This window comes from Pseudomonas sp. R1-43-08, assembly GCF_003852255.1.
Taxonomy (GTDB): domain Bacteria; phylum Pseudomonadota; class Gammaproteobacteria; order Pseudomonadales; family Pseudomonadaceae; genus Aquipseudomonas.
Genome location: NZ_CP027734.1, coordinates 4334444 through 4358504 on the forward strand (window position 1 = coordinate 4334444; position 24061 = coordinate 4358504).

Annotated in this window: 25 protein-coding genes; 15 read left to right on the top strand and 10 right to left on the bottom strand. The window is 61.4% G+C overall.

The annotated features are described in order from the left end of the window. The first annotated feature begins 11 nt into the window (after positions 1 to 11). Positions 12 to 1466: a TrkH family potassium uptake protein gene (locus C4J87_RS19870; protein WP_124368128.1), complete on the top strand. Its 1455-nt coding sequence runs from the start codon at positions 12 to 14 to the stop codon at positions 1464 to 1466. On the opposite strand, the gene C4J87_RS19875 is transcribed toward C4J87_RS19870, so the two are convergent. After that, complete coding sequence (locus C4J87_RS19875; protein ID WP_124368129.1) at positions 1423 to 2481, bottom strand: AraC family transcriptional regulator; 1059 nt, start codon at positions 2479 to 2481, stop codon at positions 1423 to 1425. The genes C4J87_RS19870 and C4J87_RS19875 overlap by 44 nt on opposite strands. Before the next feature lie 162 nt (positions 2482 to 2643). On the opposite strand from C4J87_RS19875, the gene C4J87_RS19880 reads away from it, so the two are divergent. From C4J87_RS19880 to C4J87_RS19890, 3 genes are all read left to right on the top strand, one after another. Further along, positions 2644 to 2955: a DUF962 domain-containing protein gene (locus tag C4J87_RS19880; protein ID WP_124368130.1), complete on the top strand. Its 312-nt coding sequence runs from the start codon at positions 2644 to 2646 to the stop codon at positions 2953 to 2955. A 314-nt stretch (positions 2956 to 3269) separates the two neighbouring features. Continuing rightward, on the top strand, positions 3270 to 3452 hold the full coding sequence (locus tag C4J87_RS19885) for a hypothetical protein (RefSeq protein ID WP_124368131.1): 183 nt from the start codon (positions 3270 to 3272) through the stop codon (positions 3450 to 3452). A gap of 104 nt (positions 3453 to 3556) precedes the next feature. Continuing rightward, on the top strand, positions 3557 to 4753 hold the full coding sequence (locus C4J87_RS19890; protein ID WP_124368132.1) for an MFS transporter: 1197 nt from the start codon (positions 3557 to 3559) through the stop codon (positions 4751 to 4753). On the opposite strand, the gene arfB is transcribed toward C4J87_RS19890, so the two are convergent. Together arfB and C4J87_RS19900 are read right to left on the bottom strand one after the other, a co-directional pair. Beyond that, complete coding sequence (arfB, locus tag C4J87_RS19895) at positions 4750 to 5163, bottom strand: alternative ribosome rescue aminoacyl-tRNA hydrolase ArfB (protein WP_016975416.1); 414 nt, start codon at positions 5161 to 5163, stop codon at positions 4750 to 4752. The two genes, C4J87_RS19890 and arfB, sit on opposite strands and share 4 nt — an antisense overlap. 102 nt (positions 5164 to 5265) lie before the next feature. Continuing rightward, on the bottom strand, positions 5266 to 6687 hold the full coding sequence (locus tag C4J87_RS19900) for an amino acid permease (protein WP_124368133.1): 1422 nt from the start codon (positions 6685 to 6687) through the stop codon (positions 5266 to 5268). A 646-nt stretch (positions 6688 to 7333) separates the two neighbouring features. On the opposite strand from C4J87_RS19900, the gene C4J87_RS26175 reads away from it, so the two are divergent. Together C4J87_RS26175 and C4J87_RS19905 are read left to right on the top strand one after the other, a co-directional pair. Then, on the top strand, positions 7334 to 7471 hold the full coding sequence (locus C4J87_RS26175; RefSeq protein ID WP_003237751.1) for a hypothetical protein: 138 nt from the start codon (positions 7334 to 7336) through the stop codon (positions 7469 to 7471). Between the two features lie 73 nt (positions 7472 to 7544). Continuing rightward, the gene (locus C4J87_RS19905; RefSeq protein ID WP_124368134.1) at positions 7545 to 8504 is read left to right on the top strand and encodes a leucyl aminopeptidase; all 960 of its coding nucleotides are present in this window, start codon (positions 7545 to 7547) and stop codon (positions 8502 to 8504) included. Positions 8505 to 8703: 199 nt separating this feature from the next. On the opposite strand, the gene rluB is transcribed toward C4J87_RS19905, so the two are convergent. From rluB to C4J87_RS19935, 6 genes are all read right to left on the bottom strand, one after another. Then, entirely contained in the window at positions 8704 to 9915 is a 1212-nt protein-coding gene (rluB, locus tag C4J87_RS19910; RefSeq protein WP_124368135.1) for a 23S rRNA pseudouridine(2605) synthase RluB, read from the bottom strand. Positions 9916 to 10059: 144 nt separating this feature from the next. Beyond that, on the bottom strand, positions 10060 to 10251 hold the full coding sequence (locus tag C4J87_RS19915) for a DUF1289 domain-containing protein (protein ID WP_124368136.1): 192 nt from the start codon (positions 10249 to 10251) through the stop codon (positions 10060 to 10062). A 119-nt stretch (positions 10252 to 10370) separates the two neighbouring features. Further along, a complete protein-coding gene (gene scpB / locus C4J87_RS19920) occupies positions 10371 to 11285 on the bottom strand; it encodes an SMC-Scp complex subunit ScpB (protein ID WP_124368137.1) in 915 nt (304 codons plus the stop codon). 12 nt (positions 11286 to 11297) lie between these two features. Continuing rightward, positions 11298 to 11996 (bottom strand): ScpA family protein, encoded by a 699-nt coding sequence (locus C4J87_RS19925; RefSeq protein WP_177412781.1) that lies wholly within the window; start codon positions 11994 to 11996, stop codon positions 11298 to 11300. 120 nt (positions 11997 to 12116) lie between these two features. Beyond that, on the bottom strand, positions 12117 to 12746 hold the full coding sequence (locus C4J87_RS19930) for an L-threonylcarbamoyladenylate synthase (protein WP_124364147.1): 630 nt from the start codon (positions 12744 to 12746) through the stop codon (positions 12117 to 12119). A gap of 13 nt (positions 12747 to 12759) precedes the next feature. Beyond that, entirely contained in the window at positions 12760 to 13623 is an 864-nt protein-coding gene (locus C4J87_RS19935) for a PHP domain-containing protein (RefSeq protein ID WP_124368138.1), read from the bottom strand. An 87-nt stretch (positions 13624 to 13710) separates the two neighbouring features. Here C4J87_RS19935 and C4J87_RS19940 point away from each other — a divergent pair, with 87 nt between their 5' ends. From C4J87_RS19940 to C4J87_RS19970, 7 genes are all read left to right on the top strand, one after another. Next, positions 13711 to 14307, top strand: coding sequence for a septation protein A (locus C4J87_RS19940; protein ID WP_124364149.1), 597 nt, complete (start codon positions 13711 to 13713; stop codon positions 14305 to 14307). Position 14308: 1 nt separating this feature from the next. Then, the gene (locus C4J87_RS19945) at positions 14309 to 14608 is read left to right on the top strand and encodes a YciI family protein (protein ID WP_124364150.1); all 300 of its coding nucleotides are present in this window, start codon (positions 14309 to 14311) and stop codon (positions 14606 to 14608) included. Positions 14609 to 14714: 106 nt separating this feature from the next. Next, on the top strand, positions 14715 to 15122 hold the full coding sequence (locus C4J87_RS19950) for a translation initiation factor 2 (RefSeq protein ID WP_124368139.1): 408 nt from the start codon (positions 14715 to 14717) through the stop codon (positions 15120 to 15122). A gap of 7 nt (positions 15123 to 15129) precedes the next feature. Next, positions 15130 to 15807 (top strand): response regulator transcription factor, encoded by a 678-nt coding sequence (locus C4J87_RS19955; RefSeq protein WP_124364152.1) that lies wholly within the window; start codon positions 15130 to 15132, stop codon positions 15805 to 15807. A 228-nt stretch (positions 15808 to 16035) separates the two neighbouring features. Next, positions 16036 to 16497: an LTXXQ domain protein gene (locus tag C4J87_RS19960; RefSeq protein WP_124368140.1), complete on the top strand. Its 462-nt coding sequence runs from the start codon at positions 16036 to 16038 to the stop codon at positions 16495 to 16497. Positions 16498 to 16564: 67 nt separating this feature from the next. Further along, on the top strand, positions 16565 to 17908 hold the full coding sequence (locus C4J87_RS19965) for a HAMP domain-containing sensor histidine kinase (RefSeq protein WP_124368141.1): 1344 nt from the start codon (positions 16565 to 16567) through the stop codon (positions 17906 to 17908). 40 nt (positions 17909 to 17948) lie between these two features. After that, positions 17949 to 19298, top strand: coding sequence for a CoA transferase (locus C4J87_RS19970; RefSeq protein WP_124368142.1), 1350 nt, complete (start codon positions 17949 to 17951; stop codon positions 19296 to 19298). Between the two features lie 219 nt (positions 19299 to 19517). Here the strand turns inward: C4J87_RS19970 and arcD (C4J87_RS19980) are convergent, their stop codons facing one another. Continuing rightward, entirely contained in the window at positions 19518 to 20945 is a 1428-nt protein-coding gene (gene arcD, locus C4J87_RS19980) for an arginine-ornithine antiporter (protein WP_124368144.1), read from the bottom strand. Between the two features lie 400 nt (positions 20946 to 21345). Here arcD (C4J87_RS19980) and arcD (C4J87_RS19985) point away from each other — a divergent pair, with 400 nt between their 5' ends. Beyond that, on the top strand, positions 21346 to 22773 hold the full coding sequence (gene arcD / locus C4J87_RS19985; RefSeq protein ID WP_124368145.1) for an arginine-ornithine antiporter: 1428 nt from the start codon (positions 21346 to 21348) through the stop codon (positions 22771 to 22773). A 25-nt stretch (positions 22774 to 22798) separates the two neighbouring features. Continuing rightward, positions 22799 to 24055: an arginine deiminase gene (gene arcA / locus C4J87_RS19990; RefSeq protein WP_124368146.1), complete on the top strand. Its 1257-nt coding sequence runs from the start codon at positions 22799 to 22801 to the stop codon at positions 24053 to 24055. Positions 24056 to 24061 lie beyond the last annotated feature (6 nt).

A 24061-nucleotide genomic window follows, 5' to 3' on the forward strand; every position in this document is an offset into this window, starting at 1 on the left:
GAGCGAACTTCATGGCGTTGCCGACCCTGCGCATCATCGGTTTCATCATCGGCATCTTCCTGATCACGCTTGCGATCGCCATGGTCGTGCCCATGGCCACCCTGGTGATCTTCGAACGCACCGGCGATCTGCCGTCTTTCCTGTGGGCCAGCATGATCACCTTTATCGCCGGCCTGGCCCTGGTCATTCCCGGTCGCCCCGAGCATGTGCACCTGCGCCCACGGGACATGTACCTGCTGACGGTGACAAGCTGGGTGGTGGTGTGCGTGTTCGCGGCGCTGCCGTTTTTGCTGACCCAGCACATCAGCTACACCGACTCGTTTTTTGAAAGCATGTCCGGCATCACGGCCACCGGATCCACGGTGTTGAGTGGGCTGGACAGCATGTCGCCGGGCATCCTGATGTGGCGCTCGCTGTTGCACTGGCTCGGCGGCATCGGCTTTATCGGCATGGCGGTGGCGATCCTGCCACTGCTGCGCATCGGCGGCATGCGCCTGTTCCAGACCGAATCTTCGGACCGTTCGGAAAAGGTCATGCCGCGCTCCCATATGGTGGCGCGGCTGATCGTTGCGGCGTATGTGGGCATCACCATACTCGGCAGCCTGGCGTTCTGGTGGGCCGGCATGGGGTTGTTCGATGCGATCAACCACGCCATGTCGGCGATTTCCACCGGCGGGTTTTCCACCTCCGATGAATCCCTGGCGCACTGGAAGCAACCGGCGGTGCACTGGGTGGCGGTCGTGGTGATGATCCTCGGCAGCTTGCCGTTCACCCTGTATGTGGCGACATTGCGCGGCAACCGCCAGGCGCTGATCAAGGACCAGCAGGTGCAGGGTTTGCTCGGCCTGCTGCTGGTGACCTGGCTGGTGCTTGGCACCTGGTATTGGTGGACCACCAACCTGCACTGGCTGGACGCCCTGCGCCATGTGGCGTTGAACGTCACCTCGGTGGTGACCACCACCGGTTTCGCGCTGGGGGACTACAGCCTCTGGGGCAATTTCTCACTGATGCTGTTCTTCTACCTGGGCTTTATCGGCGGCTGTTCGGGCTCGACCGCCGGCGGGATCAAGATCTTCCGCTTCCAGGTTGCCTATATCCTGCTCAAGGCCAACCTTAACCAGCTGATTCACCCACGTGCGGTGATCAAACAGAAGTACAACGGCCATCGTCTCGATGAAGAAATCGTACGCTCGATCCTGACCTTTTCGTTTTTCTTCGCCGTCACCATCTGCGCCATCGCGCTGGCCCTGTCACTGCTGGGGCTGGACTGGATGACCGCGTTGACCGGCGCGGCCAGCACCGTATCCGGCGTCGGCCCCGGCCTGGGTGAAACCATCGGCCCGGCCGGCAACTTCGCCAGCCTGCCGGATGCGGCCAAGTGGATTCTGTCGCTGGGCATGCTGCTGGGGCGGCTGGAAATTATTACGGTGTTTGTGCTTTGTATTCCGGCGTTCTGGCGTCACTGACGCTCGACGCTTGCAGCAACCGCGCCCGGTATTCGCCGGGCGTGGCGTCAAACCAGCGGCGAAACGCGCGAAAGAAGTTGCTCGGGTCGGCGAACCCCAACAGGTAGGCGATTTCCAGCAAGGTCATGCTCGGCTGCGCCAGGTATTGCTCGGCCAGCTCGCGGCGGGTGTCATCGAGCAGGGTCTGGAAGCTGGTGCCCTCCTCCTGCAAACGCCGCTGCAAGGTACGCTGGGACAGGTGCAACGTCTGCGCCACCACTTCGCGCTTGGGTTCGCCCTGGGGTAGCAGGCGGCACAGCACTTGCCGTGCCTTGTGGGTCACGCGGCTTTCGGAAAAGCGCGCCAGGTATTCACCGGCAAACCGATCATGCAGCAGCGCCATGGCCTCGTTGGCCGTGGGCAGCGGGGCATCCATGTCAGCCTGTTCGAAAATCAGCGCGTCATAGGGTGCATTGAATTCCAGCGGCGCATGGAACACCTGTTTATAGGGCGCCAGGTCGACCGGCTGAGCGCCTTGCAACAGTACTTTACGCGGTTGCAGGGTTCGCCCGGTGAGCCAGCCGCACAGCGCCAACGCGCTGGCCAGCGAGGCTTCGGCGCTTTGCCGGGTGGGCGGCAGATGGTCACCGTGCACTGTCAGAATCAGCGCATAACCCTCGGGTAACAAGCGGAAGCTCAAGTCGGCGCTTTCGGCGATGATGCGCTGGTAACGCACCAGGCGCCCAAAGCCTTCGGCCAGGGTGTTGCTGGACATCAAGGCATAACCGGCCACATGAAACGATGCCGGGCGCACCACTTTCCCCATGTTCAGGCCAATTGCCGGGTTGCCCGACACCTGCACCGCGCGCTGCCACAAACGGGTCATGGCGTCTTGCGCAAACCGCGCGTCGGGATCACTGAGGGCGGCGTAGTCCAGCCCCAGTTGTTGGAACAGGGCCCGGCAATCCAGGCCGTCCATTTCCAAGGCCTTGACTATCCCCATCGCCCAGCTTGCAGAAGTTGTTCGTTCGCTCATTGCGTCTTCTTGAATAAAGCGGGCCTGAATGGCAGGCCAGGAAGGCAAGGATACTAAAGTGGCATCTATTGTCACTGGCTGTAACCATCGATCACTCTAGACTCCAATAAGCTCCCCGCCGAACATCTGTTGGGCGGCATAACAATCAAAGGGCCGGCCACAGTGGAAAACCTCAAGCGATTCAATAGCTTCGCCGAGTTTTACCCGTATTACCTGGCAGAGCATGGCAACAGCACCTGCCGGCGCCTGCACTTTATCGGCACCACCCTCGTGATCGGCATTCTGGCGTATGCCGTGGGTCGAGGCTCGCTGGGCCTGCTGCTGGCCGTGCCGATTGCCGGCTACAGCTTTGCCTGGATCGGCCACTTCTTCTTTGAAAAAAACCGCCCGGCGACCTTTCAGCACCCGTTTTACAGCCTGCTGGGTGATTTTGTGATGTACCGCGACATGATCCTGGGCAAGGTGCCGTTCTAGTTTTCGTGGATATAAAAGTCTATTTGTCATTTACGGTGCTGTATCCTGCCAAGGCTTTTTGAGAGCGCGCAATCACCCGCGATTTAAAACAGACCTTGCGAGGAGCGACGACGATGCACGAGATACCTAATCTCCCCTTCCCAAGCCTGCACCCAACAGAGCAGCCAACACCGCAGCAGGCCAGCCCAAAGCAGCCTGAAGCCAAACAAGCCAAACCAGTCGACAGCAAACGCCAGGACTGACGCCGTACCAGACCGTGTGGAAAGCGCCACTTCAAGCGTTTTCCACACTGCCTGAACCCTGGGATACCCGCCATGACCGACACCCTTCCCGATTCCCCGGACACCGCCGTCCTCGACGCAGCCTTGCAAATGATCGAGGTGTGGAACCGCCTCAGCGCGGACAAACAAGCCACGTTGCTCAAGCGCTTCGGTACCCAGGAAAACGCCTTGGCCGCCCTGGTCACTACCCAATTGCTGGCCCCTGCGCAACCCTGAGGTCTTGCCGGTCTGAGGTTTTTGCGCTTTAGCGCCCTACGCGAGCCAAACCACCGGTATCATTAGCAGCCTATCTTTACCTGCTGCGACAGTGGACCTCTCCCATGCCAGATACCCAGCGCCCCATGGCGGTCACGCTGCAAGTCGTTTCCATCGTGCTGTTCACCTTTATCGGTTACCTGAACATCGGCATCCCCCTGGCCGTTTTGCCGGGCTATGTGCATAGCGAACTGGGCTATGGCGCGGTGATTGCCGGCCTGGTGATCAGCGTGCAGTACCTGGCCACCCTGCTGAGCCGCCCGTATGCGGGCAAAATCATCGACAATCTGGGCAGCAAGCGCGCGGTGTTGATCGGCCTGGCGGGGTGTGGCGTGAGCGGAGTGTTCATGCTGCTCGCGGCGTGGTTTTCAAGCCTGCCGGCCTTGAGCCTCGCCAGCCTGCTGATCGGCCGCCTGGTGTTGGGCAGTGCTGAAAGCCTGGTGGGCTCGGGCGCCATCGGGTGGGGCATCGGCCGGGTCGGTGCGGCGAACACCGCCAAGGTCATCTCCTGGAATGGCATCGCCAGTTATGGCGCCTTGGCGGTCGGTGCGCCGTTGGGCGTATTACTGGTAAGAAATTTCGGACTGTGGAGCATGGGCGTGAGCATCCTCCTGCTGGCGGCAGTCGGCCTGTTGCTGGCCTGGAACAAGGTCGCCGCGCCCATCGTAACCGGCGTGCGTCTGCCGTTCATGAACGTGCTAGGGCGGGTGTTACCGCACGGCTGCGCGCTGGCGTTGGGCTCCATCGGCTTTGGCACCATCGCGACCTTTATCACCTTGTATTACACCACCCAGCATTGGGATAACGCGGTGTGGGCCTTGAGCTTGTTTGGCGCCAGCTTTATCGGTGCGCGCCTGCTGTTCGGCAACCTGATCAACCGTATCGGCGGGTTTCGCGTGGCGATTGCCTGCCTGTCGGTGGAGATCCTTGGGCTGTTGTTGCTGTGGCTGGCGCCGGACGCCAACCTGGCCCTGGCGGGCGCGGCGTTGAGCGGGTTTGGCTTTTCCCTGGTATTTCCGGCGCTGGGGGTGGAAGCGGTCAACCTGGTGCCCGCCTCAAGTCGCGGTTCGGCGGTGGGGGCTTATTCGTTGTTCATCGACTTATCGCTGGGTATCACCGGGCCATTGGCCGGGGCTGTGGCGGCAGGCTTCGGCTTTGCGTCGATCTTCCTGTTCGCCGCCCTCGCCGCCCTGGGTGGCTTGCTGCTGAGTGTGTACCTGTACCGCCAGGCGCCCAAGGCCCGCGAAGCACGCGAAGCCTAGAAGTCGACCTTGCCGCGCCCGGCCTTGATGCTGCCGCGCTTGGTCTTGGATTCGAGGCGACGCTTTTTCGAGCCCAGGGTCGGCTTGGTCGGGCGGCGTTTCTTCTCGACCTTGGTGGCGCTGAGGATCAACTCCACCAGGCGCTCCAGCGCATCGGCGCGATTCTGTTCCTGGGTGCGATATTGCTGGGCCTTGAGCACCAGCACGCCTTCACTGGTGATGCGGCTGTCGCGTAATGCCAACAGCCGCTCCTTGTAAAACTCTGGCAGCGACGAGGCCGGAATATCAAAACGCAGGTGCACCGCACTCGACACCTTGTTGACGTTCTGCCCCCCGGCGCCCTGGGCGCGAATGGCGGTCAGCTCGATTTCGGCGTCGGGCAGGTGCACGTTGTTGGAAATTACCAGCATTGGAACGGGTCCGTGATTCAGGCTGACCAGCATACGCCACGCGTCCCGCCAGTCCAAAAAAACCCGGCGATACGCCGGGTTCTTTATTCAGGGTAAACGAGGTTACTCAAGCACCGTCTGTGGCGTGACCAGGGCGGTTTGTGCCTTACGCTTGTTTTTCAACCAATAGCACAGAGCCATAAACGCCACCCACACCGGGATCGCATACACCGACACCTGGATACCCGGAATCATCAGCATGATCACCAGGATAAACACCACGAACGCCAGACAGACGCAGTTGCCATAGGGGTACCACAGCGCCTTGAATAGCGGCACCTGGCCGGTGCGGTCCATGTGCTGACGGAATTTGAAGTGGGAGAAGCTGATCATCGCCCAGTTGATCACCAACGTGGCCACTACCAGCGACATCAGCAACTCCAGCGCATGCTGCGGGATGAAGTAGTTCATCAACACCGCTACCAGCGTAACCGCCGCCGACGCCAGGATCGAACGCACCGGCACCCCACGCTTGTCGATCTTGGCCAGCGCTTTCGGCGCGTTACCCTGCTCGGCCATGCCCAACAGCATGCGGCTGTTGCAGTAGGTGCCGCTGTTGTAAACCGACAGCGCCGCCGTCAATACCACAAAGTTGAGAATATGCGCGGCGGTGTTGCTGCCCAGCATCGAGAACACTTGCACGAAAGGGCTGCCGCTGTAGGCATCGCCCGACGCATTAAGGGTGGCCAGCAGGCTGTCCCACGGCGTCAGCGACAACAGCACCACCAACGCGCCGATGTAGAAAATCAGGATGCGGTAGATCACCTGATTGATCGCCTTGGGGATCACGGTGCGTGGCTGGTCCGCTTCGGCGGCGGTAAACCCGAGCATTTCCAGGCCACCGAAGGAAAACATGATGATCGCCATGGCCATCACCAATCCGCCCACGCCATGGGGAAAGAAGCCGCCGTGGTCCCACAGGTTGCTCACCGAAGCTTGCGGACCACCGCTGCCACTGACCAGCAGGTAGCTGCCCAGGGCAATCATGCCGACGATGGCCACTACCTTGATGATCGCGAACCAGAACTCGGCTTCACCGAAGACTTTGACGTTGGCCAGGTTGATCAGGTTGATCAGCACGAAGAACGCCGCCGCCGAGACCCAGGTCGGAATCTCCGGCCACCAGTAGTGCACGTATTTGCCGACTGCGGTCAGCTCCGACATCCCCACCAGGATGTACAAAATCCAGCAGTTCCAGCCCGACAGGAAACCGGCGAAACCGCCCCAATACTTGTGGGCAAAATGGCTGAAGGAACCGGCAACCGGCTCTTCGACAATCATTTCGCCGAGCTGGCGCATGATCATGAAGGCGATAAAGCCGCAGATGGCATAGCCCAGGATCATCGATGGGCCGGCGGACTTGAGTACCCCGGCCGAGCCGAGGAACAGGCCGGTGCCGATGGCGCCACCGAGGGCGATCAACTGGATATGCCGATTTTTCAGGCCGCGTTTCAGCTCGCCTGAAGAGGAATGGGGTCCACTCATGAAAAAGGTCTCACGCAAGGTTTGAAGAGGTTGAATGCAGGTTGCTGCCTTGAATTACCGACTCAAGCAGCGCCGCTCAAACCCCAGCGCAGGCACCAGGAGTACAGCGTCTTTCTAGCGGTCATGCGTCACCTGTTTGTTTTTATCTGTGACGAAATCGAACCCGTCTGGCTCGTGGCCGGACGGAGTGATCAGGGCGGATACACCCTGGGTCTTGGCCTTTGCGTGGGTACGCAACAGGGGGTCACAGTAAAACGCGGCGCATTGTACACCGCTCGACAGCTTCGGCACGCACCACGAACGTGCACCCGACAATCTGTCAGGTATTCCTTACAGGGGATTTGCACCCAAAGCGGGCAGGACGATAACGTAAACTTAACGTTACGCAGCGGAAAACTGGCTTTACGGTCAGGCTCAAATGACGGTTTACGGAAAATTGTCAGTCAGACTCGTCTGAAGAATCGGTTCAGCCAATCCGCTGTTTTACCTGGATAAAAAATAGCGTCAAAAAAACGGAAGAAAAAATCCAAATGAAACCGTGTCAATAAATATTTTGCATTTTGAAACACTCTCTCCTAGGTTCTCTTCACTTGCCTGCGAGCCGCTGGCAAGCCGTTCTCAAACAACGTCCTCTAGGAGATACACCATGCAAGCACTGGAAAAAGACCTGGAAACTGAACTGCAACTTGACGATTGGTTTGAAGCGCCGACCCATGAGGCCGCCGTTGAAATGATGCAAGCTGATGCCGTTGTGCCATTTGGCACCGCGATGTGGCCTTTCTAACACCCGGCAGGCATCCGGCAGGTGTCGTGCACGGCACCTGCCCCCTTACCCAAGGCACAGAAGGACACTCGTCATGGACAAGGCCCGCGCTGTCGAACATTTTCTCTACTATCTCGCTCACCACCCGGCCCTTCAGGGCGTGAACCGCCCTACCGTGCTGCTGGGCCATACCGAACGCTACGACGCCATCGCCCAGGCAATCACCCAGGGCAGCGCCGCCCGTTTCAATTTCCAGGTGCAGCGCCTGGACCTGAGCGCCAGCGAAACCCTGGCCCAGGCCATCGAAGCCTGCGACCTGTACCTGTTTCTCTACGATTCCTCGACCCTGCCCAACCCGCGTGCCGAAGGCCCGGACTTCATCCGCGCGTTGCACGGCGTCATGGCCGAACATTGGAAAAAGTCGCTGCTGTTCAAGGACTACGGCGACTATTTCTACGACACCTTCAGCGTCGAACCGCAACGCATCGCCGACCTCAACGCCACGTTGATCCGGCGCATGTCCGAGGCCAGCGTGCTGAGCTTCACCGACAAGCACGGCTCACGCCTTGAAGCACCGATGAGCAGCATCAAGAAGTGGACCAATATCAACGGCGTCGGCAACCACGACCTGGCCCCTGGCGAGATTGCCACCCACAGCGAAGCCATCAACGGGCAAGTGCGGTTTGTCGGCACCTTTCTCAGCACCATCCCTTTTGCGCGCAAATACGGCGTGCTGGAGTCACCCCTGGAACTGTGGATCGAGAACTCCACCATCTGCAGCGTGGCCAGCGACGTGCCGGGGCTGGCGGATGACTTCAACAAGTACCTGAATGCCAACCCGTCCAACCGCCGTGTGGAGGAATTGGGGATTGGCACCAATGAAGGCGTGAAGGATTTGTATGCGCGCAACGCAGGCTTTGAAGAGCGCCATTGCGGCTTGCACCTGGGGTTGGGTGGCGGGCAGAAAGGCAGCCATCACCTGGACTTGATCTTTGCCAGCGGCGTGTTGGCGCTGGATGACAAGCCGGTGTTTGATGGAACGTTTGCGTTCTGAACACCGGTCTCGAAAACACTGGAGACCCAAATGTGGGAGGGGGCTTGCTCCCGATTGCGGTGGTTCAGCCGATGCTTATGCAAGCTGATACACCGCTATCGGGAGCAAGCCCCCTCCCACAATTGAGCGCATTTCAAATTTGAATCAAAAAAAAACGCCAACCCGAAGGTTGGCGTTTTTTTGTGCAGCGCTTAAGACATCACTGCGGCTTCTTGCGACCAAACCCAGGACGCTGACCGGAACCGGCCGGCGCGCCACGGCGCTTGCCCGACGGCTCGTCCGCTACCAGTTTCGGGCCAGGGCGCTTGTTAGCCGCAGGCTTGGCTGGACGCTTGGTGCTGGCGTTGTCAGCGGGGCGCTCCGCTTCACCACGGTTGCTGCGGCCACCCGTCGGCGCTGGGCGCGGCGTACGTGGCGCGCGGTCACCTTCCTGACGCGATGGCGCGGTTGGACGACGCTCACCTTCGATCTGCGGCTCACGCGAGATGCGACCACCAGTGGCCGGAGCGTTCAACGCCGGGCGCACGGTGCGCGCAACACGTTCGGTACGGGCCACCGGGCGCGACGACTTACGCTGCATACGCTCAAGCTTGTCTTTGCTCTTGGCGTTCATCTGCGGCATGGCCACCGGCGTCAGGCCAACTTCGGCACTGAGGATGTCGACTTCGTACTGGCTCATTTCGCGCCAGCGGCCCATCGGCAGGTCGGAGTTCAGGAACACCGGGCCGAAACGCACGCGCTTCAGGCGGCTGACCACCAGGCCCTGGGATTCCCACAGGCGACGCACTTCGCGGTTACGGCCTTCCATCACCACGCAGTGGTACCAGTGGTTGAACCCTTCGCCACCTGGCGCCTGCTTGATGTCGGTGAACTTGGCCGGGCCGTCTTCCAGCACCACGCCGGCCTTGAGGCGTTCGATCATCTCGTCATCGACTTCACCGCGTACACGCACGGCGTATTCACGGTCCATCTCGTAGGACGGGTGCATCAGGCGGTTGGCCAACTCACCGTCGGTGGTGAACATCAGCAGGCCCGTGGTGTTGATGTCGAGGCGACCGATGTTGATCCAGCGGCCCTCTTTGGGCTTGGGCATCTTGTCGAACACGGTCGGACGGCCTTCCGGGTCGTCACGGGTGCAGATCTCGCCATCGGGCTTGTTGTACATGATCACGCGGCGTACCGATTCGGCCGCCTCTTCACGCTTGATGACCTTGCCATCGATGGTGATTGCATCGTGCAGGTCGACGCGCTGGCCAAGGGTAGCCTCGACGCCGTTGACCTTGATGCGCTTCTGGGTGATCCAGGCTTCGACGTCGCGGCGCGAGCCCACGCCGATACGCGCCAGCACCTTTTGCAGTTTTTCGCCTGCTGGGCCGATTTCCTGGCTGTCGTTCTGGTCTTTGTCGTTCATCTTAAGCACCTCCCGGTGGGTCGATTCAGGCGTGGCCTGAAGAGTGTTGAAAGCGGGGCTTTGGCCGAATAGCTCGGCAAAGGGTCGCGAATCATACGCGCATGCTGCGCGTTGCGCATCAGAGACTAGCCGATCCAGGCACAATCATTTGCTTTTCCGCCGGCCGGTGGCACCCAGGGCCAGCAGGCGCAGCTCGGCTTCGGCCAGCACCGTGCGCTTGTCGACTTTGTCGAGTTTCTTCCAGGCACGGATTTCGCGCTTGCTGCGGCCACAGCCGACGCAGATGTCGTCATTGAACTTGCAGATGCTGATGCAGGGGTTTTTGGTGGAAGTCATCGCTAGGGCTCTCGTTCCCACGCTTCGCGTGGTAATGCATCCCGTGACGCTCCGCGTCACAGCGGACGCGGAGCGTCCAAGGCGACATTCCCACGCGGAGCGCGGGAACGATCATTGCGTCAGTCTTCGAATTGGCGGCGTTCGGCTTCTATGGCTTCGGCCAGCGCCCGGGCTTCGTCTTCCTCATCGCTCAACGGCGGCTGTTCGAGGGCGGCGACGGCGGCCAGCAGTTTTTCCCGGGCATCGGCAACGCCAAGGATGTCAGCTTCGACGTCAGGCTGCGGTTCAACGTTCACCTGAATCTCAGCCTCAACGGCACCATCGCGCAGCACATCATCAAAATCGGTCTTGATGCCCTGCTCCATGTCGTCCAGTTCCAACAGCAACGTATGGAAACTGGTTTCGTCTTTCGGCTCTTCCGGCTCGGCGCTGGCGTCGGCCAGTTCCTGCAAGCTGGCCGGCACCGGCGCGTCGTCGAAGTCTAGCACCGGTTCGGCTTCCATCTCGCGCAGTTCGGCCAGCGGTGGCAGGTCGTCGAGGTTCTTCAGGTTGAAGTGGTCGAGGAACACCTTGGTGGTGGCGAACATCGCCGGTTTGCCCGGCACGTCACGGTAGCCAACGATGCGGATCCACTCGCGCTCCAGCAACGTCTTGACGATATGGCTGTTGACCGCCACGCCCCGCACATCTTCGATCTCGCCCCGAGTGATCGGCTGGCGATAGGCGATCAACGCCATGGTCTCCAGCATCGCCCGTGAATAACGCTGCGGGCGTTCTTCCCACAAGCGCCCCACCCAAGGGGAAAATTTCTCGCGGATCTGCAGGCGATAACCCGACGCCACTTCACGCAATTCAAAGGCGCGACCGTCACAGGACTTGCGCAGGATTTCCAGCGCCTTCTTGAACACCGGCGGTTCGGGACGTTCGGCCTCTTCAAAGAGTTCGAACAGGCGCTCCAAGGATTGCGGCTTGCCCGAGGCCAGGAGAAAGGCTTCCAGCAAGGGTGCCAGTTCGCGGGGTTCAGTCAGATTCATCGATTCAGCTCGTTATTCGGCTCGCGCCCGCACATGGATAGCCGCAAACGGCTCATTCTGGACCAGCTCGACCAAGGACTCCTTGACCAGCTCCAGGATCGCCATGAAGGTCACCACCACGCCCAGGCGCCCTTCCTCTGCGGTGAACAGCTCGACAAACGGCACAAACCCGCCGCCCTTGAGACGCTCCAGCACATCACTCATGCGCTCGCGGGTGGACAGGGCTTCGCGGCTGACCTGGTGGCTTTCGAACATATCGCCACGGCGCAGCACCTCGGCCATGGACATCAGCAATTCTTCCAGGCTCACATCGGGCAACAGTTTGCGCGCGCGGGCTTCCGGGGCATCCAGCTTGGGCACCACCACATCGCGCCCTACGCGGCTCAAACCGTCGATCCCTTCGGCGGCCGCCTTGAAGCGCTCGTATTCCTGCAGGCGCCGGATCAGTTCGGCGCGCGGGTCATCTTCTTCGGCCTCGACCGTCTCCGCGCGCGGCAGCAGCATGCGCGACTTGATCTCGGCGAGCATGGCGGCCATCACCAGATACTCGGCGGCCAGCTCCAGGCGCACCGACTGCATCAATTCGACATAGCCCATGTACTGCCGGGTGATTTCCGCCACGGGAATATCGAGGATGTTGATGTTCTGTTTGCGGATCAGGTACAGCAGCAGGTCCAGCGGGCCTTCGAAGGCTTCAAGGAAGACTTCCAGGGCGTCCGGCGGGATGTACAGGTCCAGGGGCATTTCCAGGACCGCCTGGCCATAGACCATCGCGAAGGGCAGTTCCTGCTGGGCCCCCGCCTGGGAATCGACGGTTTCCACGACCGACATTCAGGCCTCGACCATGAACGGCGTCGGGTCGCCGCACCCTACACGCACCACTTGCGGCTCGCCATCGGCCAGGTTGATCACGGTGGAGGCTTTGTTGCCGCCGTAGCCACCGTCGATGATCAAGTCGACATGTTTCTCCAACAGGCGGCGCATTTCGTAAGGGTCATACAGCGGCTCGGTTTCGCCGGGCAGGATCAGCGACACGCTCATCAGCGGCTCGCCCAGTTCGGCCAGCAGCGCCAGGGCGATCGGGTGCTCCGGCACGCGCAGGCCGATGGTGCGTTTTTTCGGGTGCAGCAACAGGCGCGGCACTTCGCGGGTGGCGTTGAGAATGAAGGTGTACGGCCCTGGCGTATGGGCCTTGAGCAAGCGGAAGGTGCCGGTGTCGACCTTGGCGAACAGCCCGAGCTGGGACAAGTCGCTGCAGATCAGCGCAAAGTTGTGCTTGTCATCCAGTTGGCGCAGACGTCTTACGCGCTCGACCGCACCCTTGTCGCCGATCTGGCAACCGATGGCGTAGGACGAATCAGTTGGATAGATCACCACGCCGCCGGCGCGAATGATTTCCACGGCCTGTTTGATCAGGCGCGCCTGGGGGTTTTCCGGATGAATCTGGAAGAATTGACTCACGAGCTCTACCTGTTCAGACGGTGGCAATAATGGGGTCATGCTTGAATCGCCCCCACAACAGCGGCAGGTCTTGCGGAACCTGGCGATACTCGCCGATCTCGGACCAGCCGCCTGGGCCATGAAAATCACTGCCGGCACTGACCAGCAGACCAAATTCGCGGGCAAGGATCGCCAGGCTGCCGACCTGCTCGGCGGGTTGATGTCCGTTGACCACTTCGATCGCGTGGCCGCCCGCTCCCATATAGTCACTGATCAGCTTGCGGCGCTTGCTGCGGGTGAAATCGTAATGCCAGGGATGCGCCAGGCTGACCCAGGCCCCGGCGGCCCGCAGGGTCTCGACGGTGTCCTCCAGGGTCGGCCAATGTTGCTTCACATCGCCCAACTTGCCCGCGCCCAACCATTTACGGAAGGCTTCGGCGCGGTCCTTGACGAAACCTGCCTGCACCATCCAGTCGGCGAAGTGCGGACGGGCCGGTGCATTACCGCTGTCGCCCAACGCCTGCTGGATAGCCCGAGCGCCGTCGAGGGCGCCAGGCATGCCTTTGAGGCTGAGCTTGCGGCTTATTTCTTCGGACCGCAGCCAGCGGCCATCGTGCAATCGGGCGATGGCCGCCACCAGGGCCGGGGCGTTTTGCTCGAAACCGTAGCCGAGCACATGAATGGTGGCGCCGCCCCAGGTACAGGACAATTCCACGCCGTTGACCAGCTGCATGCCCAAGGCCTGGGCCGCCGCGCGGGCCTCATCGAGGCCTTCGAGGGTGTCGTGGTCGGTCAACGCGAGGACTCGCACGCCTTTTTCAAACGCACGCGCAACCAGTACCGCAGGCGCCAGGGCGCCGTCGGAGGCCGTGCTGTGGCAGTGCAAATCAACATTCACGGGAGTGTGTAACCTCAAGTCAGCTGGCGCTATCGCAACCAAGGATGTTTGTTATTATGCCGCCACATCCAGCTTCTGGCTCTTACTGTGAAACAATTCATCGACTTCATCCCGCTGTTGCTGTTTTTCATCGTTACCAAACTCGACCCCAGGGTCATCGACATCGCCGGTCACGAACTCTCGTTCGGCGGCATCTACAGCGCCACCGCCGTGCTGATCATCAGCTCCATCGTGGTGTACGGCGCCATCTTCATCTCCCAGCGCAAGCTGGAAAAAAGCCAATGGCTGACCCTCATCGCCTGCCTGGTGTTCGGCGGCCTGACCCTGGCCTTCCACAGCGAAACCTTCCTCAAATGGAAAGCCCCGGTGGTCAACTGGCTGTTCGCCCTGGTGTTCATCGGCAGCCACTTCATTGGTGATCGCCTGCTGATCAAGCGGATCATGGGCCACGCGCTGAGCCTGCCCGACCCGATCTGGGTGCGTCTGAACGTGGCGTGGATCGTGTTTTTCATCTTTTGCGGTGCCGCCAACCTGTTCGTGGCCTTTACCTTTCAGGAATACTGGGTCGACTTCAAGGTGTTCGGCAGCCTGGCCATGACCCTGCTGTTCCTGGTCGGCCAAGGTATCTACCTGTCGCGCCACCTGCATGACACTGCCGCCACCACGCCGAAAACCGAGGACTGACATGCTCTACGCCATCATTGCCACCGATGTTGCCAACTCGCTGGAAAAACGCCTGAGCGTGCGCCCGGCCCACGTCGAGCGCCTCAAGCAGCTGCAAACCGAAGGCCGCATCGTACTGGCCGGCCCGCACCCGGCCACCGACAGCAACGAGCCGGGCGAAGCGGGTTTCACTGGCAGCCTGATCGTTGCCGAGTTCGCTTCCCTGGCCGATGCCCAGGCGTGGGCCAAGGCTGATCCTTATGTGGCGGCGGGCGTCTACGCTGATGTCGTGATCAAGCCGTTCAAGCAAGTCCTGCCGTGACCCCGGTGGCGCCGAACCCAAACGGTTCGGCGCCAACCCGCTGGCTCATCATTCCCGGTAACCTGCCGACAACGTTCTGAATATCCGTGTGGAATCAGGAGTTCCGATGCGCTTACGTCAGTTGTGTCTGTTGGCAGTGTTTACGATCGGGGCGACGGCCCACGCTGAAGAGTCCTCGAGCAGCGGCAGTTCCACGCCTCTGTCCTTGAGTGCCGGCAGCCAGATCACCGAATTGCAGCAACGCTTGAAAGAAAGCGAAGGGCTACGCGAAGCGCTGAGCAAGCAACTGCAAAGCACGCAGGCTACCCGTGAAAGCGCGCAACTGAGTCGTTTGCGCCAGGAGAACCAACGCCTGGCCCAGCAACTCAAAGAGACACAAGGCGGTGCCTTGACCCGATGGCTGACCGAGCAGCAGCAATGGTTTGTCACCGGCGCGGGCGTCGCCCTGATCGCCTTGCTGTGCGGCATCTTTGCCAGCGGTGGGCACCGTCGTCGTCGACAATGGCTAAATTGAGTGAGTCATGAGCGAGCTGTTACTGATAGATGATGACCAGGAGCTCTGTGAGCTGCTGACCAGTTGGCTGAGCCAGGAAGGTTTCCAGGTACGCGCCTGCCACGACGGCTCCAGTGCCCGCAAGGCCTTGGCCGAAACCGCCCCGGCGGCGGTGGTGCTCGACGTGATGCTGCCCGACGGCAGCGGCCTGGAGTTGCTCAAGCAACTGCGCAACGACCACCCGGAATTGCCGGTGCTGATGCTCTCGGCCCGGGGCGAACCCCTGGACCGCATCCTCGGCCTGGAACTGGGCGCCGACGATTACCTGGCCAAGCCTTGCGATCCGCGCGAACTCACCGCTCGCTTGCGTGCCGTGCTGCGCCGCAGTCATCCGGCAGCCGTGTCGACCCAACTGGAACTGGGCGACTTGTGCTTCAGCCCGGTGCGCGGCGTGGTCAGCATCGACGCACAGGAATTTACCCTGACCGTCTCCGAAAGCCGCCTGCTCGAAGCCTTGCTGCGCCAGCCCGGCGAACCGCTGGATAAACAGGAACTGGCGCAAATCGCCCTGGGCCGCAAGTTGACCCTGTACGATCGCAGCCTGGACATGCACGTCAGCAACCTGCGCAAGAAGATCGGCCCACACCCGGACGGCCGTCCGCGGATCGTGGCGCTGCGCAGCCGTGGTTACTACTACGCCCCTTGAATAATCGTTCCCATGCTCCGCGTGGGAACGCCGCCCGGATGCTCTGCGTCCGCCTTGCGCTTGGGTGACGCGGAGCATCACGGGATGCATTCCCACGCAGAGCGTGGGAACGATCGGGGCCGCCGCCTCACCCTTACCAAACCTTTACCCTCCGCTGACGGCCGCTGACCTTGTCCTGGGTAATCTACTCACATCCGGACTCACCGGAATAGAGACAGGAGAATCCCCATGCGCAAGACCCTTATCGCTTTGATGTTCGCCGCTGCACTGCCTACCGTCGCCATGGCCGCCATGCCCGAAGGTCCAGGCCCGATGGGCGGCCCCGAAGGCCATATGATGGGTGGCCCAGGCCATGGTGAACATGGCCCGCGTGGTAAAGGTGGCCCGTTCAGCCAGTTGGATTTGAGCAAGGAACAACGCGAGCAGATCCGCAAGCTGATGGGTGACCAATGGCACGCTCGCAAAGACCTGACCCAAAAGTACCTGGCCAAACTGCCCGCCGCTGACCAGAAAGTCATGCAGGACGAGATCGCCGCCGGCAAGCAGAAAACCCAGGCCGACATCCGCGCCGTGCTCAAACCCGACCAGCAGAAGAAGTTCGACGAGATCGTCAAGCAGCAAGAGCAGCGTCGTGCCGAATGGAAAGAATTCCAGGCCTGGAAAGCGCAACAACCGCAAAAAGCGCAATAATGCCCTCGCGTTAATGCTCCCAGCCCAGTGGCCCCGCCACTGGGCTTTTCCTATTTGAGGGTTTCCCGTGCGTTCATTGTTCTGGCGCATCCTGGCGAGTTTCTGGCTGGCCATCGCCCTGGTTGCCGGATTGTCGATCCTGCTTGGGCATATGCTGAACCAGGACGCCTGGATTCTCAGCCGTCACCCCGGTCTCAACAACCTGGCGCAAGAGTGGACGCAACTCTACGAAGCCCAAGGCGAAGACGCCGCCCAGGAGTTGCTGCAGCAACGCAAGCGCCAGTATCACATTGACGTGCAAGTGCTGAACGAAGGCGGCGAGCCGGTGGTACGCGGCACCTTCCCGCGCCGCGCCGCGGCCTTCGAAGCCCGGCAGAATGACAGCCAGGACGGCCACCTGCCCTGGCGGCGCCTGACCGCCGAGTACACCAGCGAAAAAACCGGCGACACCTACCTGCTGATTTACCGCATTCCGCACCCGGAACTCGATGCCTGGCACCGCAGCAGCCTGCTGTGGCCGTTCAGCGCCCTGGCCATTGCCTTGGTGGTGCTGACCCTGTTCAGCCTGTTGGTGACATTGTCCATCACCCGTCCGCTGAGCCGACTGCGCGGCGCGGTGCATGACCTGGGCCAAGCCACGTACCAGCAGAACAGCCTGGCGCAATTGGCCAACCGCCGCGATGAATTCGGCGTGCTGGCCACCGATTTCAACCGCATGGGCGCACGCCTGCAAAGCCTGATCGCCAGCCAGCGCCAACTGCTGCGCGACGTTTCCCACGAACTGCGTTCGCCCCTGGCCCGCTTGCGTATCGCCCTGGCCCTGGCCGAGCGCGCCAGCCCCGAAGAACGGGAAAAACTGTGGCCGCGCCTGACCCGCGAATGCGACCGTCTGGAAGCCCTGATCAGTGAGATCCTGGTACTGGCCCGGGTGGATGCCGACAACGCCAGCGCCGAAGAGGTCGACCTCAACCTGTTGCTCCAGACGCTGCAAAAGGACGCCCAGCTCAGCGCGCCCGAGCAAGCCGTGCAACTGAGCACTGAACCCGACCTGCACCTCAAAGGCTGGCCGACCATGATCGAACGCGCCGTGGATAACCTGCTGCGCAATGCCCAGCGTTTCAACCCGGCCGGCCAGCCCATCGAGCTGCAGGCACAGCAGCGCGGCGAGCGCATTTTGATCAGCGTGCGCGACCATGGTCCCGGCGTTGAAGCCGAGCATCTGAGCCAACTGGGCGAGCCGTTCTACCGCGCCCCGGGCCAGACAGCGCAAGGTCACGGCCTGGGCCTGGCGATCGCCCGTCGCGCCGCCGAACGCCATGGCGGCAACCTGATCCTGGCCAATCATGCCGACGGCGGCTTTGTCGCCAGTATCGAACTGCCGTTGGTGCCGGGGGTTGTCACACCGGCCTGACGATCTTCTATAGTGGCCCTTCTCTCACGGAGGGCCTTAGATGACTGACCTGCTGACACCCATCCAAGCGGCACTCGATCTACCGCACACCCCGTTGCCTCTGAACGAGCCCGGCGCCCTGCCCTCGGCCTTCGCCGTGACTGACCTGGCCGCCGCCAGCATCGGCGCCGCCGGCCAGGCCGTCGCCGAGCTTATCCGGCAACAGACCGCGCGCTTGCCAAGCGTCAGCGTGGACCGTCGCCTCGCCTCATTCTGGTTTGCCTCATCGATTCGCCCGCTGGGTTGGCAGGTGCCCCCGCTGTGGGACCCGATAGCCGGTGACTACGCCAGCGCCGACGGCTGGATTCGCTTGCACACCAATGCGCCTCATCACCGCGCGGCGGCCGAACGGGTGTTGGGCAGGGTCACTGAGCGTACGCAAATGGCGCGTCACGTTGCCAAATGGAACGCGGCTGAACTGGAACAGGCGATTGTCGACGCGGGCGGTTGCGCGGCGCAGATGCGTTCGTGGCACGCCTGGCAGCAGCATCCACAGGGCTTGGCCGTGAATACCGAAGAGCTGATACAGCGCCAGGTCTTCGACAGCGGCATCGATAAACCCTGGCTCGGTTCGCCTGCGCGCCCACTGGCCGGTATCACGGTGCTGGACTTGACCCGCGTATTGGCCGGCCCCGTCGCCAGTCGTTTTCTCGCGGGTTTGGGTGCCGATGTACTGCGCATCGACTCGCCGACCTGGGACGAGCCCGGCGTGGTGCCGGAAATGACCCTGGGCAAGCGCTGCGCGCGGCTGGATCTGAAAAGCCCCGAAGGCCGCCAGGTATTCGAAGCGTTGCTCATGGACGCCGATATGGTGTTCCACGGTTACCGCGCCGATGCGTTAGAGCAGTTGGGCTATTCGGTCGACGCACTGCAACGCATCGCGCCGGGCCTTATCGACGTCAGCCTCAACGCCTATGGCTGGAGTGGCCCGTGGCGTAACCGTCGCGGCTTCGACAGCCTGGTGCAGATGAGCAGCGGCATTGCCGATGCGGGCATGGCCTGGAAGCACGCGGATAAACCGCTGCCGTTGCCCGTGCAGGCGCTGGATCACGCCACCGGGTACCTGATGGCCGCCAGTGCGATCCGGGCCTTGACCGAGCGCCTGGCCTGCGGCCGGGGTGGGTCGGCGCGCTTGTCATTGGCACGCACGGCGAAACTGCTGGTGGATGCAGGGCAAGTGCCGGAGCAACCGCCGCTGCGGGCCGAAGATACGCGCGATCAAGGCCTGGTGGTTGAGCAGACTGCCTGGGGCCAGGCCCACCGGTTGCTGGCGCCGCTGAGTATCAGCGGCGCACCGCTGCAGTGGGATTTGCCCGCTGGCGAACTGGGGGCGCACCGGCCTCAGTGGTGACGGGAAGAGCGCCATCGGAGGCAAGCCCTAATGCCAGTCAGTTAAGCGTACACCGCCGTCTGTAGGAGCGAGCTTGCTCGCGAAAAACGTCAACGATAACGCGTGCTTTCTGAATGAACGCGGTGCCTGTGAGTTTTTCGCGAGCAAGCTCGCTCCTACAAAAAGCCTTAACTGACTGGCATTAGGGCAAGCCCCCGATGAGGCCCGCACAGCCTGTCCTCACAACGACAACACCCCGCTATACAGCCCATAAGCCGCCAAGCCGGCCCCTGCAACCACGCACCCGAAAATGCCTTTTTCCACAACGGTGAACAACGGCTGGCCCTGTTCGCGCTTGGCCTGGGCGAACAGGATCACCCCGGGCGCATACAACAGCGCCGACAGCAGCAGGTATTTCAGGCCGCCCGCATACAGCAGCCATACGGCGTAAACCAGGGCAATCAGGCCCACCAGCAAGTCCTTCATTCGCCGACGCTGGGCGCCTTCGTAGGTTTCGCCACGCCCGCTCAACAGCACCGCATAGGCCGCCGACCACAGGTAGGGCACCAGAATCATCGACGAAGCCAGGTAAATCAGGGTGGTGTAGGTGCTGGCGGAAAACAGCGTGATCACCAGGAACGCCTGGATCATCAGGTTGGTCAGCCACAGGGCGTTGACCGGCACCTGGTTGGCGTTTTCCTTCTTCAGGAATGCCGGCATGGTCTTGTCCTGGGCGGTGGCGTAGAGGATTTCCGCACACAGCAACGCCCAGGACAACAGCGCGCCCAACAGCGACACCGCCAGGCCGAGGCTGATCAATATCGCCCCCCAGCGCCCGACGATATGCTCCAGCACCCCGGCCAGGGACGGGTTTTGCAATTGCGCCAGTTCCGGCTGGCTCATGATCCCCAGGGACAGCACATTCACCAGCACCAGCAGCGCGAGTACGCCGAGAAAACCGATCACGGTGGCCCGGCCCACGTCCGCGCGCTTCTCGGCCCGCGCCGAGTAAACGCTGGCACCCTCAATGCCGATAAACACAAACACTGTGACCAGCATCATGTGGCGCACCTGGTCCGTCACACTGCCCATTTGCGGGTTGCCCAAGCCCCAGATATCGCGGCTGAAGATATCCGCCTTGAACGCCACGGCGGCAATCACGATAAACATCAGCAGCGGCACGATCTTCGCCACGGTGGTCACCAAGTTGATGAACGCCGCTTCCTTGATCCCGCGCATCACCAGAAAATGCACAGCCCACAGCAACAGCGACGCACAGCCGATGGCCAGCGGCGTATTGCCCTCGCCGAACGCCGGAAAAAAGTAGCCGAGGGTGCTGAACAGCAGCACGAAGTAACCAACGTTGCCCATCCACGCACTGATCCAGTAACCCCAGGCGGACGAGAACCCCATGTAGTCGCCAAACCCGGCCTTGGCGTAGGCATACACGCCAGAGTCCAGCTCGGGCTTGCGGTTGGCCAAAGTCTGGAACACGAAGGCCAGGGTCAGCATGCCGACCGCCGTGATACCCCAGCCAATCAACACCGCGCCCGCGCCAGCGCGTGCAGCCATGTTCTGCGGCAGTGAGAAGATGCCACCGCCAATCATCGAACCCACCACCAGGGCGATCAGGGCACTGAGCCGAAGTTTCTGTGCAGGGTGGGACATGACGATTCCTTGATTTAAATTTTTCAGCTGACAGCTGCGCACTCAACTAATTCAGTTTAATGAACATAGCCTTCATAACATAAGGGCATGTAATAACAGGAACTTTAGGCGTATTTATAATTTAAATAAGTGCGGCATAAACCAGTCGTCAGACCTTATTCAAAAAGTTTGCACATTGGCGAATACGAACTAGCGTCATACATCCATGACCACCAAATGATTAACCAGGAAGGAGGAAGCGCTCTGCAAAGCGCCTCTTCGGGATTCTCATCGCCCGCGAACCTTCATCCCCAAGTCATTAATTCATAATGAAATGTGCAGATGATGTGATCTAAGTCAGCTGTTTGATTAGCCCACGGAATTATTCTGTGATCTCTCTCTCCTGCATTGGAGTCACACAATGTCTGATTCACCCGGAAAACTTAGGCTTGGCGCGTTGGTGGCGCTGGTCGTGGGCTCGATGATTGGCGGCGGGATCTTCTCACTGCCGCAAAACATGGCCGCCAGTGCCGATGTGGGCGCGGTGTTGATTGGCTGGGTGATTACCGCTGTCGGCATGCTGACCCTCGCGTTCGTGTTCCAGACCCTCGCTAACCGCAAGCCGGACCTCGACGGCGGTGTCTACGCCTACGCCAAGGCCGGTTTCGGTGACTACATGGGTTTCTCGTCGGCCTGGGGTTACTGGATCAGTGCCTGGCTGGGCAACGTTGGTTACTTCGTGCTGCTGTTCAGCACCCTCGGCTATTTTTTCCCGGTCTTCGGCGAGGGCAACACCCCGGCCGCCGTGATTGGCGCCTCGCTGTTGCTGTGGGCCGTGCATTTTCTGGTGCTGCGCGGGATCAAGGAAGCGGCGTTCATCAACCTGGTGACCACCGTCGCCAAAGTGGTGCCACTGGTGCTGTTCGTATTGATCGCGCTGTTCGCGTTCAAGCTGGACATCTTCACCGCTGACATCTGGGGCGTGAAAAATCCGGACCTGGGCAGCGTGATGAACCAGGTGCGCAACATGATGCTGGTCACCGTGTGGGTGTTCATCGGTATCGAAGGCGCGAGCATCTTCTCGTCCCGGGCGGAGAAACGCTCCGATGTGGGCAAGGCCACGGTGATTGGCTTTATCACCGTGCTGCTGTTTTTGATGCTGGTGAACGTGCTGTCCCTGGGGATCATGACCCAGCCGGAACTGGCCAAGCTGCAGAACCCATCGATGGCCGCCGTGCTGGAGCATGTGGTGGGCCACTGGGGCGCGGTGTTGATCAGTGTCGGCTTGATCATTTCGCTGCTGGGGGCACTGCTGTCGTGGGTGTTGCTGTGCGCGGAGATCATGTTCGCCGCCGCCAAGGACCACACCATGCCGGCCTTCCTGCGCAAGGAAAACGCCAACCACGTGCCGGTCAACGCCCTGTGGCTGACCAACGCAATGGTGCAAGTGTTCCTGGTGATCACGCTGTTTTCCGCCAGCACCTACCTGTCGCTGATCTACCTTGCCACCTCGATGATCCTGGTGCCGTACCTGTGGTCGGCGGCGTATGCGCTGTTGCTGGCGGTGCGCGGCGAGACTTACGAAAACGCCCTCAAAGAGCGCAAGAAAGACCTGTTCATCGGCGCCGTCGCCCTGATCTACGCGATCTGGCTGCTCTACGCCGGCGGCACCAAATACCTGCTGCTGTCCGCCCTGCTCTACGCCCCCGGCGCGATCCTGTTCGCCAAGGCCAAGCGTGAACTGGGCAAACCGATATTCACCACCGTCGAGAAGCTGATTTTCGCCGCAGTGATCGTTGGCGCCCTGGTGGCTGCCTATGGCCTCTATGACGGCTTCCTGACGCTGTAATTGCATGTCCACTGGAGGATCTGAAATGACCACGGAAAAAGTGAAGTACGGCGTTCATTCCGAAGCCGGCAAATTGCGCAAAGTCATGGTGTGCTCCCCAGGCTTGGCCCACCAGCGGCTGACCCCCAACAACTGCGACGAACTGCTGTTCGATGACGTGCTGTGGGTCGCCCAAGCCAAGCGCGACCATTTCGACTTCGTGACCAAGATGCGCGAGCGGGACATTGATGTGCTGGAAATGCACAACCTGCTGACCGACATCGTCGCTATCCCCGAAGCGCTTGACTGGATTCTGCAGCGCAAGATCACCGCCAATACCGTCGGCCTGGGCCTGGTTGACGAAGTCGGTTCCTGGCTGCGCAGCCTGGAGCCACGCAAGATCACCGAGTTCCTGATCGGCGGCGTGTCGGCCGATGACTTGCCGAGCAGCTTCGGCGGCCGGACCATCGAGATGTTCCGCGACTTCCTCGGCCACGCCAGTTTCATCCTGCCGCCGTTGCCCAATACCCAGTTCACCCGGGACACCACCTGCTGGATCTACGGCGGCGTGACGCTCAACCCGATGTACTGGCCGGCGCGACGCCAGGAAACCCTGCTGACCAGCGCCATCTACAAATTCCACCCCGAATTCACCAACGCCGACTTCCAGATCTGGTACGGCGACCCCGACCAGGACCATGGCGCCGCCACGCTGGAAGGTGGCGACGTGATGCCGATTGGCAACGGCGTGGTCTTGATCGGCATGGGCGAGCGCTCATCGCACCAGGCCATCGGCCAACTGGCGCGCAACCTGTTCAAGAACAACGCCGTGGAACGCGTGATCGTGGCCGGCCTGCCCAAGTCCCGCGCGGCGATGCACCTGGACACGGTGTTCAGTTTCTGCGACCGCGACCTGGTCACCATCTTCCCTGAAGTGGTCAACCAGATCGTGCCCTTCACCCTGCGCCCTGACGACAGCAAACCCCACGGTATCGATATCCAACGGGAGACCACCAACTTCCTCGACACCGTCGCCGCAGCGCTCAACCTCAAGGCGCTGCGCGTGGTCGAGACCGGCGGCAACAGCTTCGCCGCCGAGCGCGAGCAATGGGATGACGGCAACAACGTGGTGGCCGTGGAGCCGGGCGTGGTGATCGGCTACGACCGCAACACCTACACCAACACCCTGCTGCGCAAGGCCGGGGTGGAAGTCATCACCATCAGCGCCGGTGAACTCGGCCGGGGCCGTGGCGGCGGCCACTGCATGACCTGCCCGATCATCCGCGACCCTATCGACTATTAAGGAGAC

Bases quoted from the DNA above. Each gene is read 5' to 3' on its own strand.
- C4J87_RS19870 (WP_124368128.1), top strand. From the start codon at position 12: ATGGCGTTGCCGACCCTGCGCATCATCGGTTTCATCATCGGCATCTTC.
- C4J87_RS19875 (WP_124368129.1), bottom strand. From the start codon at position 2,481: ATGAGCGAACGAACAACTTCTGCAAGCTGGGCGATGGGGATAGTCAAG.
- C4J87_RS19885 (WP_124368131.1), top strand. From the start codon at position 3,270: ATGACCGACACCCTTCCCGATTCCCCGGACACCGCCGTCCTCGACGCA.
- C4J87_RS19890 (WP_124368132.1), top strand. From the start codon at position 3,557: ATGCCAGATACCCAGCGCCCCATGGCGGTCACGCTGCAAGTCGTTTCC.
- arfB (WP_016975416.1), bottom strand. From the start codon at position 5,163: ATGCTGGTAATTTCCAACAACGTGCACCTGCCCGACGCCGAAATCGAG.
- C4J87_RS19900 (WP_124368133.1), bottom strand. From the start codon at position 6,687: ATGAGTGGACCCCATTCCTCTTCAGGCGAGCTGAAACGCGGCCTGAAA.
- C4J87_RS26175 (WP_003237751.1), top strand. From the start codon at position 7,334: ATGCAAGCACTGGAAAAAGACCTGGAAACTGAACTGCAACTTGACGAT.
- C4J87_RS19905 (WP_124368134.1), top strand. From the start codon at position 7,545: ATGGACAAGGCCCGCGCTGTCGAACATTTTCTCTACTATCTCGCTCAC.
- rluB (WP_124368135.1), bottom strand. From the start codon at position 9,915: ATGAACGACAAAGACCAGAACGACAGCCAGGAAATCGGCCCAGCAGGC.
- C4J87_RS19915 (WP_124368136.1), bottom strand. From the start codon at position 10,251: ATGACTTCCACCAAAAACCCCTGCATCAGCATCTGCAAGTTCAATGAC.
- scpB (WP_124368137.1), bottom strand. From the start codon at position 11,285: ATGAATCTGACTGAACCCCGCGAACTGGCACCCTTGCTGGAAGCCTTT.
- C4J87_RS19945 (WP_124364150.1), top strand. From the start codon at position 14,309: ATGCTCTACGCCATCATTGCCACCGATGTTGCCAACTCGCTGGAAAAA.
- C4J87_RS19950 (WP_124368139.1), top strand. From the start codon at position 14,715: ATGCGCTTACGTCAGTTGTGTCTGTTGGCAGTGTTTACGATCGGGGCG.
- C4J87_RS19955 (WP_124364152.1), top strand. From the start codon at position 15,130: ATGAGCGAGCTGTTACTGATAGATGATGACCAGGAGCTCTGTGAGCTG.
- C4J87_RS19960 (WP_124368140.1), top strand. From the start codon at position 16,036: ATGCGCAAGACCCTTATCGCTTTGATGTTCGCCGCTGCACTGCCTACC.
- C4J87_RS19970 (WP_124368142.1), top strand. From the start codon at position 17,949: ATGACTGACCTGCTGACACCCATCCAAGCGGCACTCGATCTACCGCAC.
- arcD (WP_124368144.1), bottom strand. From the start codon at position 20,945: ATGTCCCACCCTGCACAGAAACTTCGGCTCAGTGCCCTGATCGCCCTG.
- arcD (WP_124368145.1), top strand. From the start codon at position 21,346: ATGTCTGATTCACCCGGAAAACTTAGGCTTGGCGCGTTGGTGGCGCTG.
- arcA (WP_124368146.1), top strand. From the start codon at position 22,799: ATGACCACGGAAAAAGTGAAGTACGGCGTTCATTCCGAAGCCGGCAAA.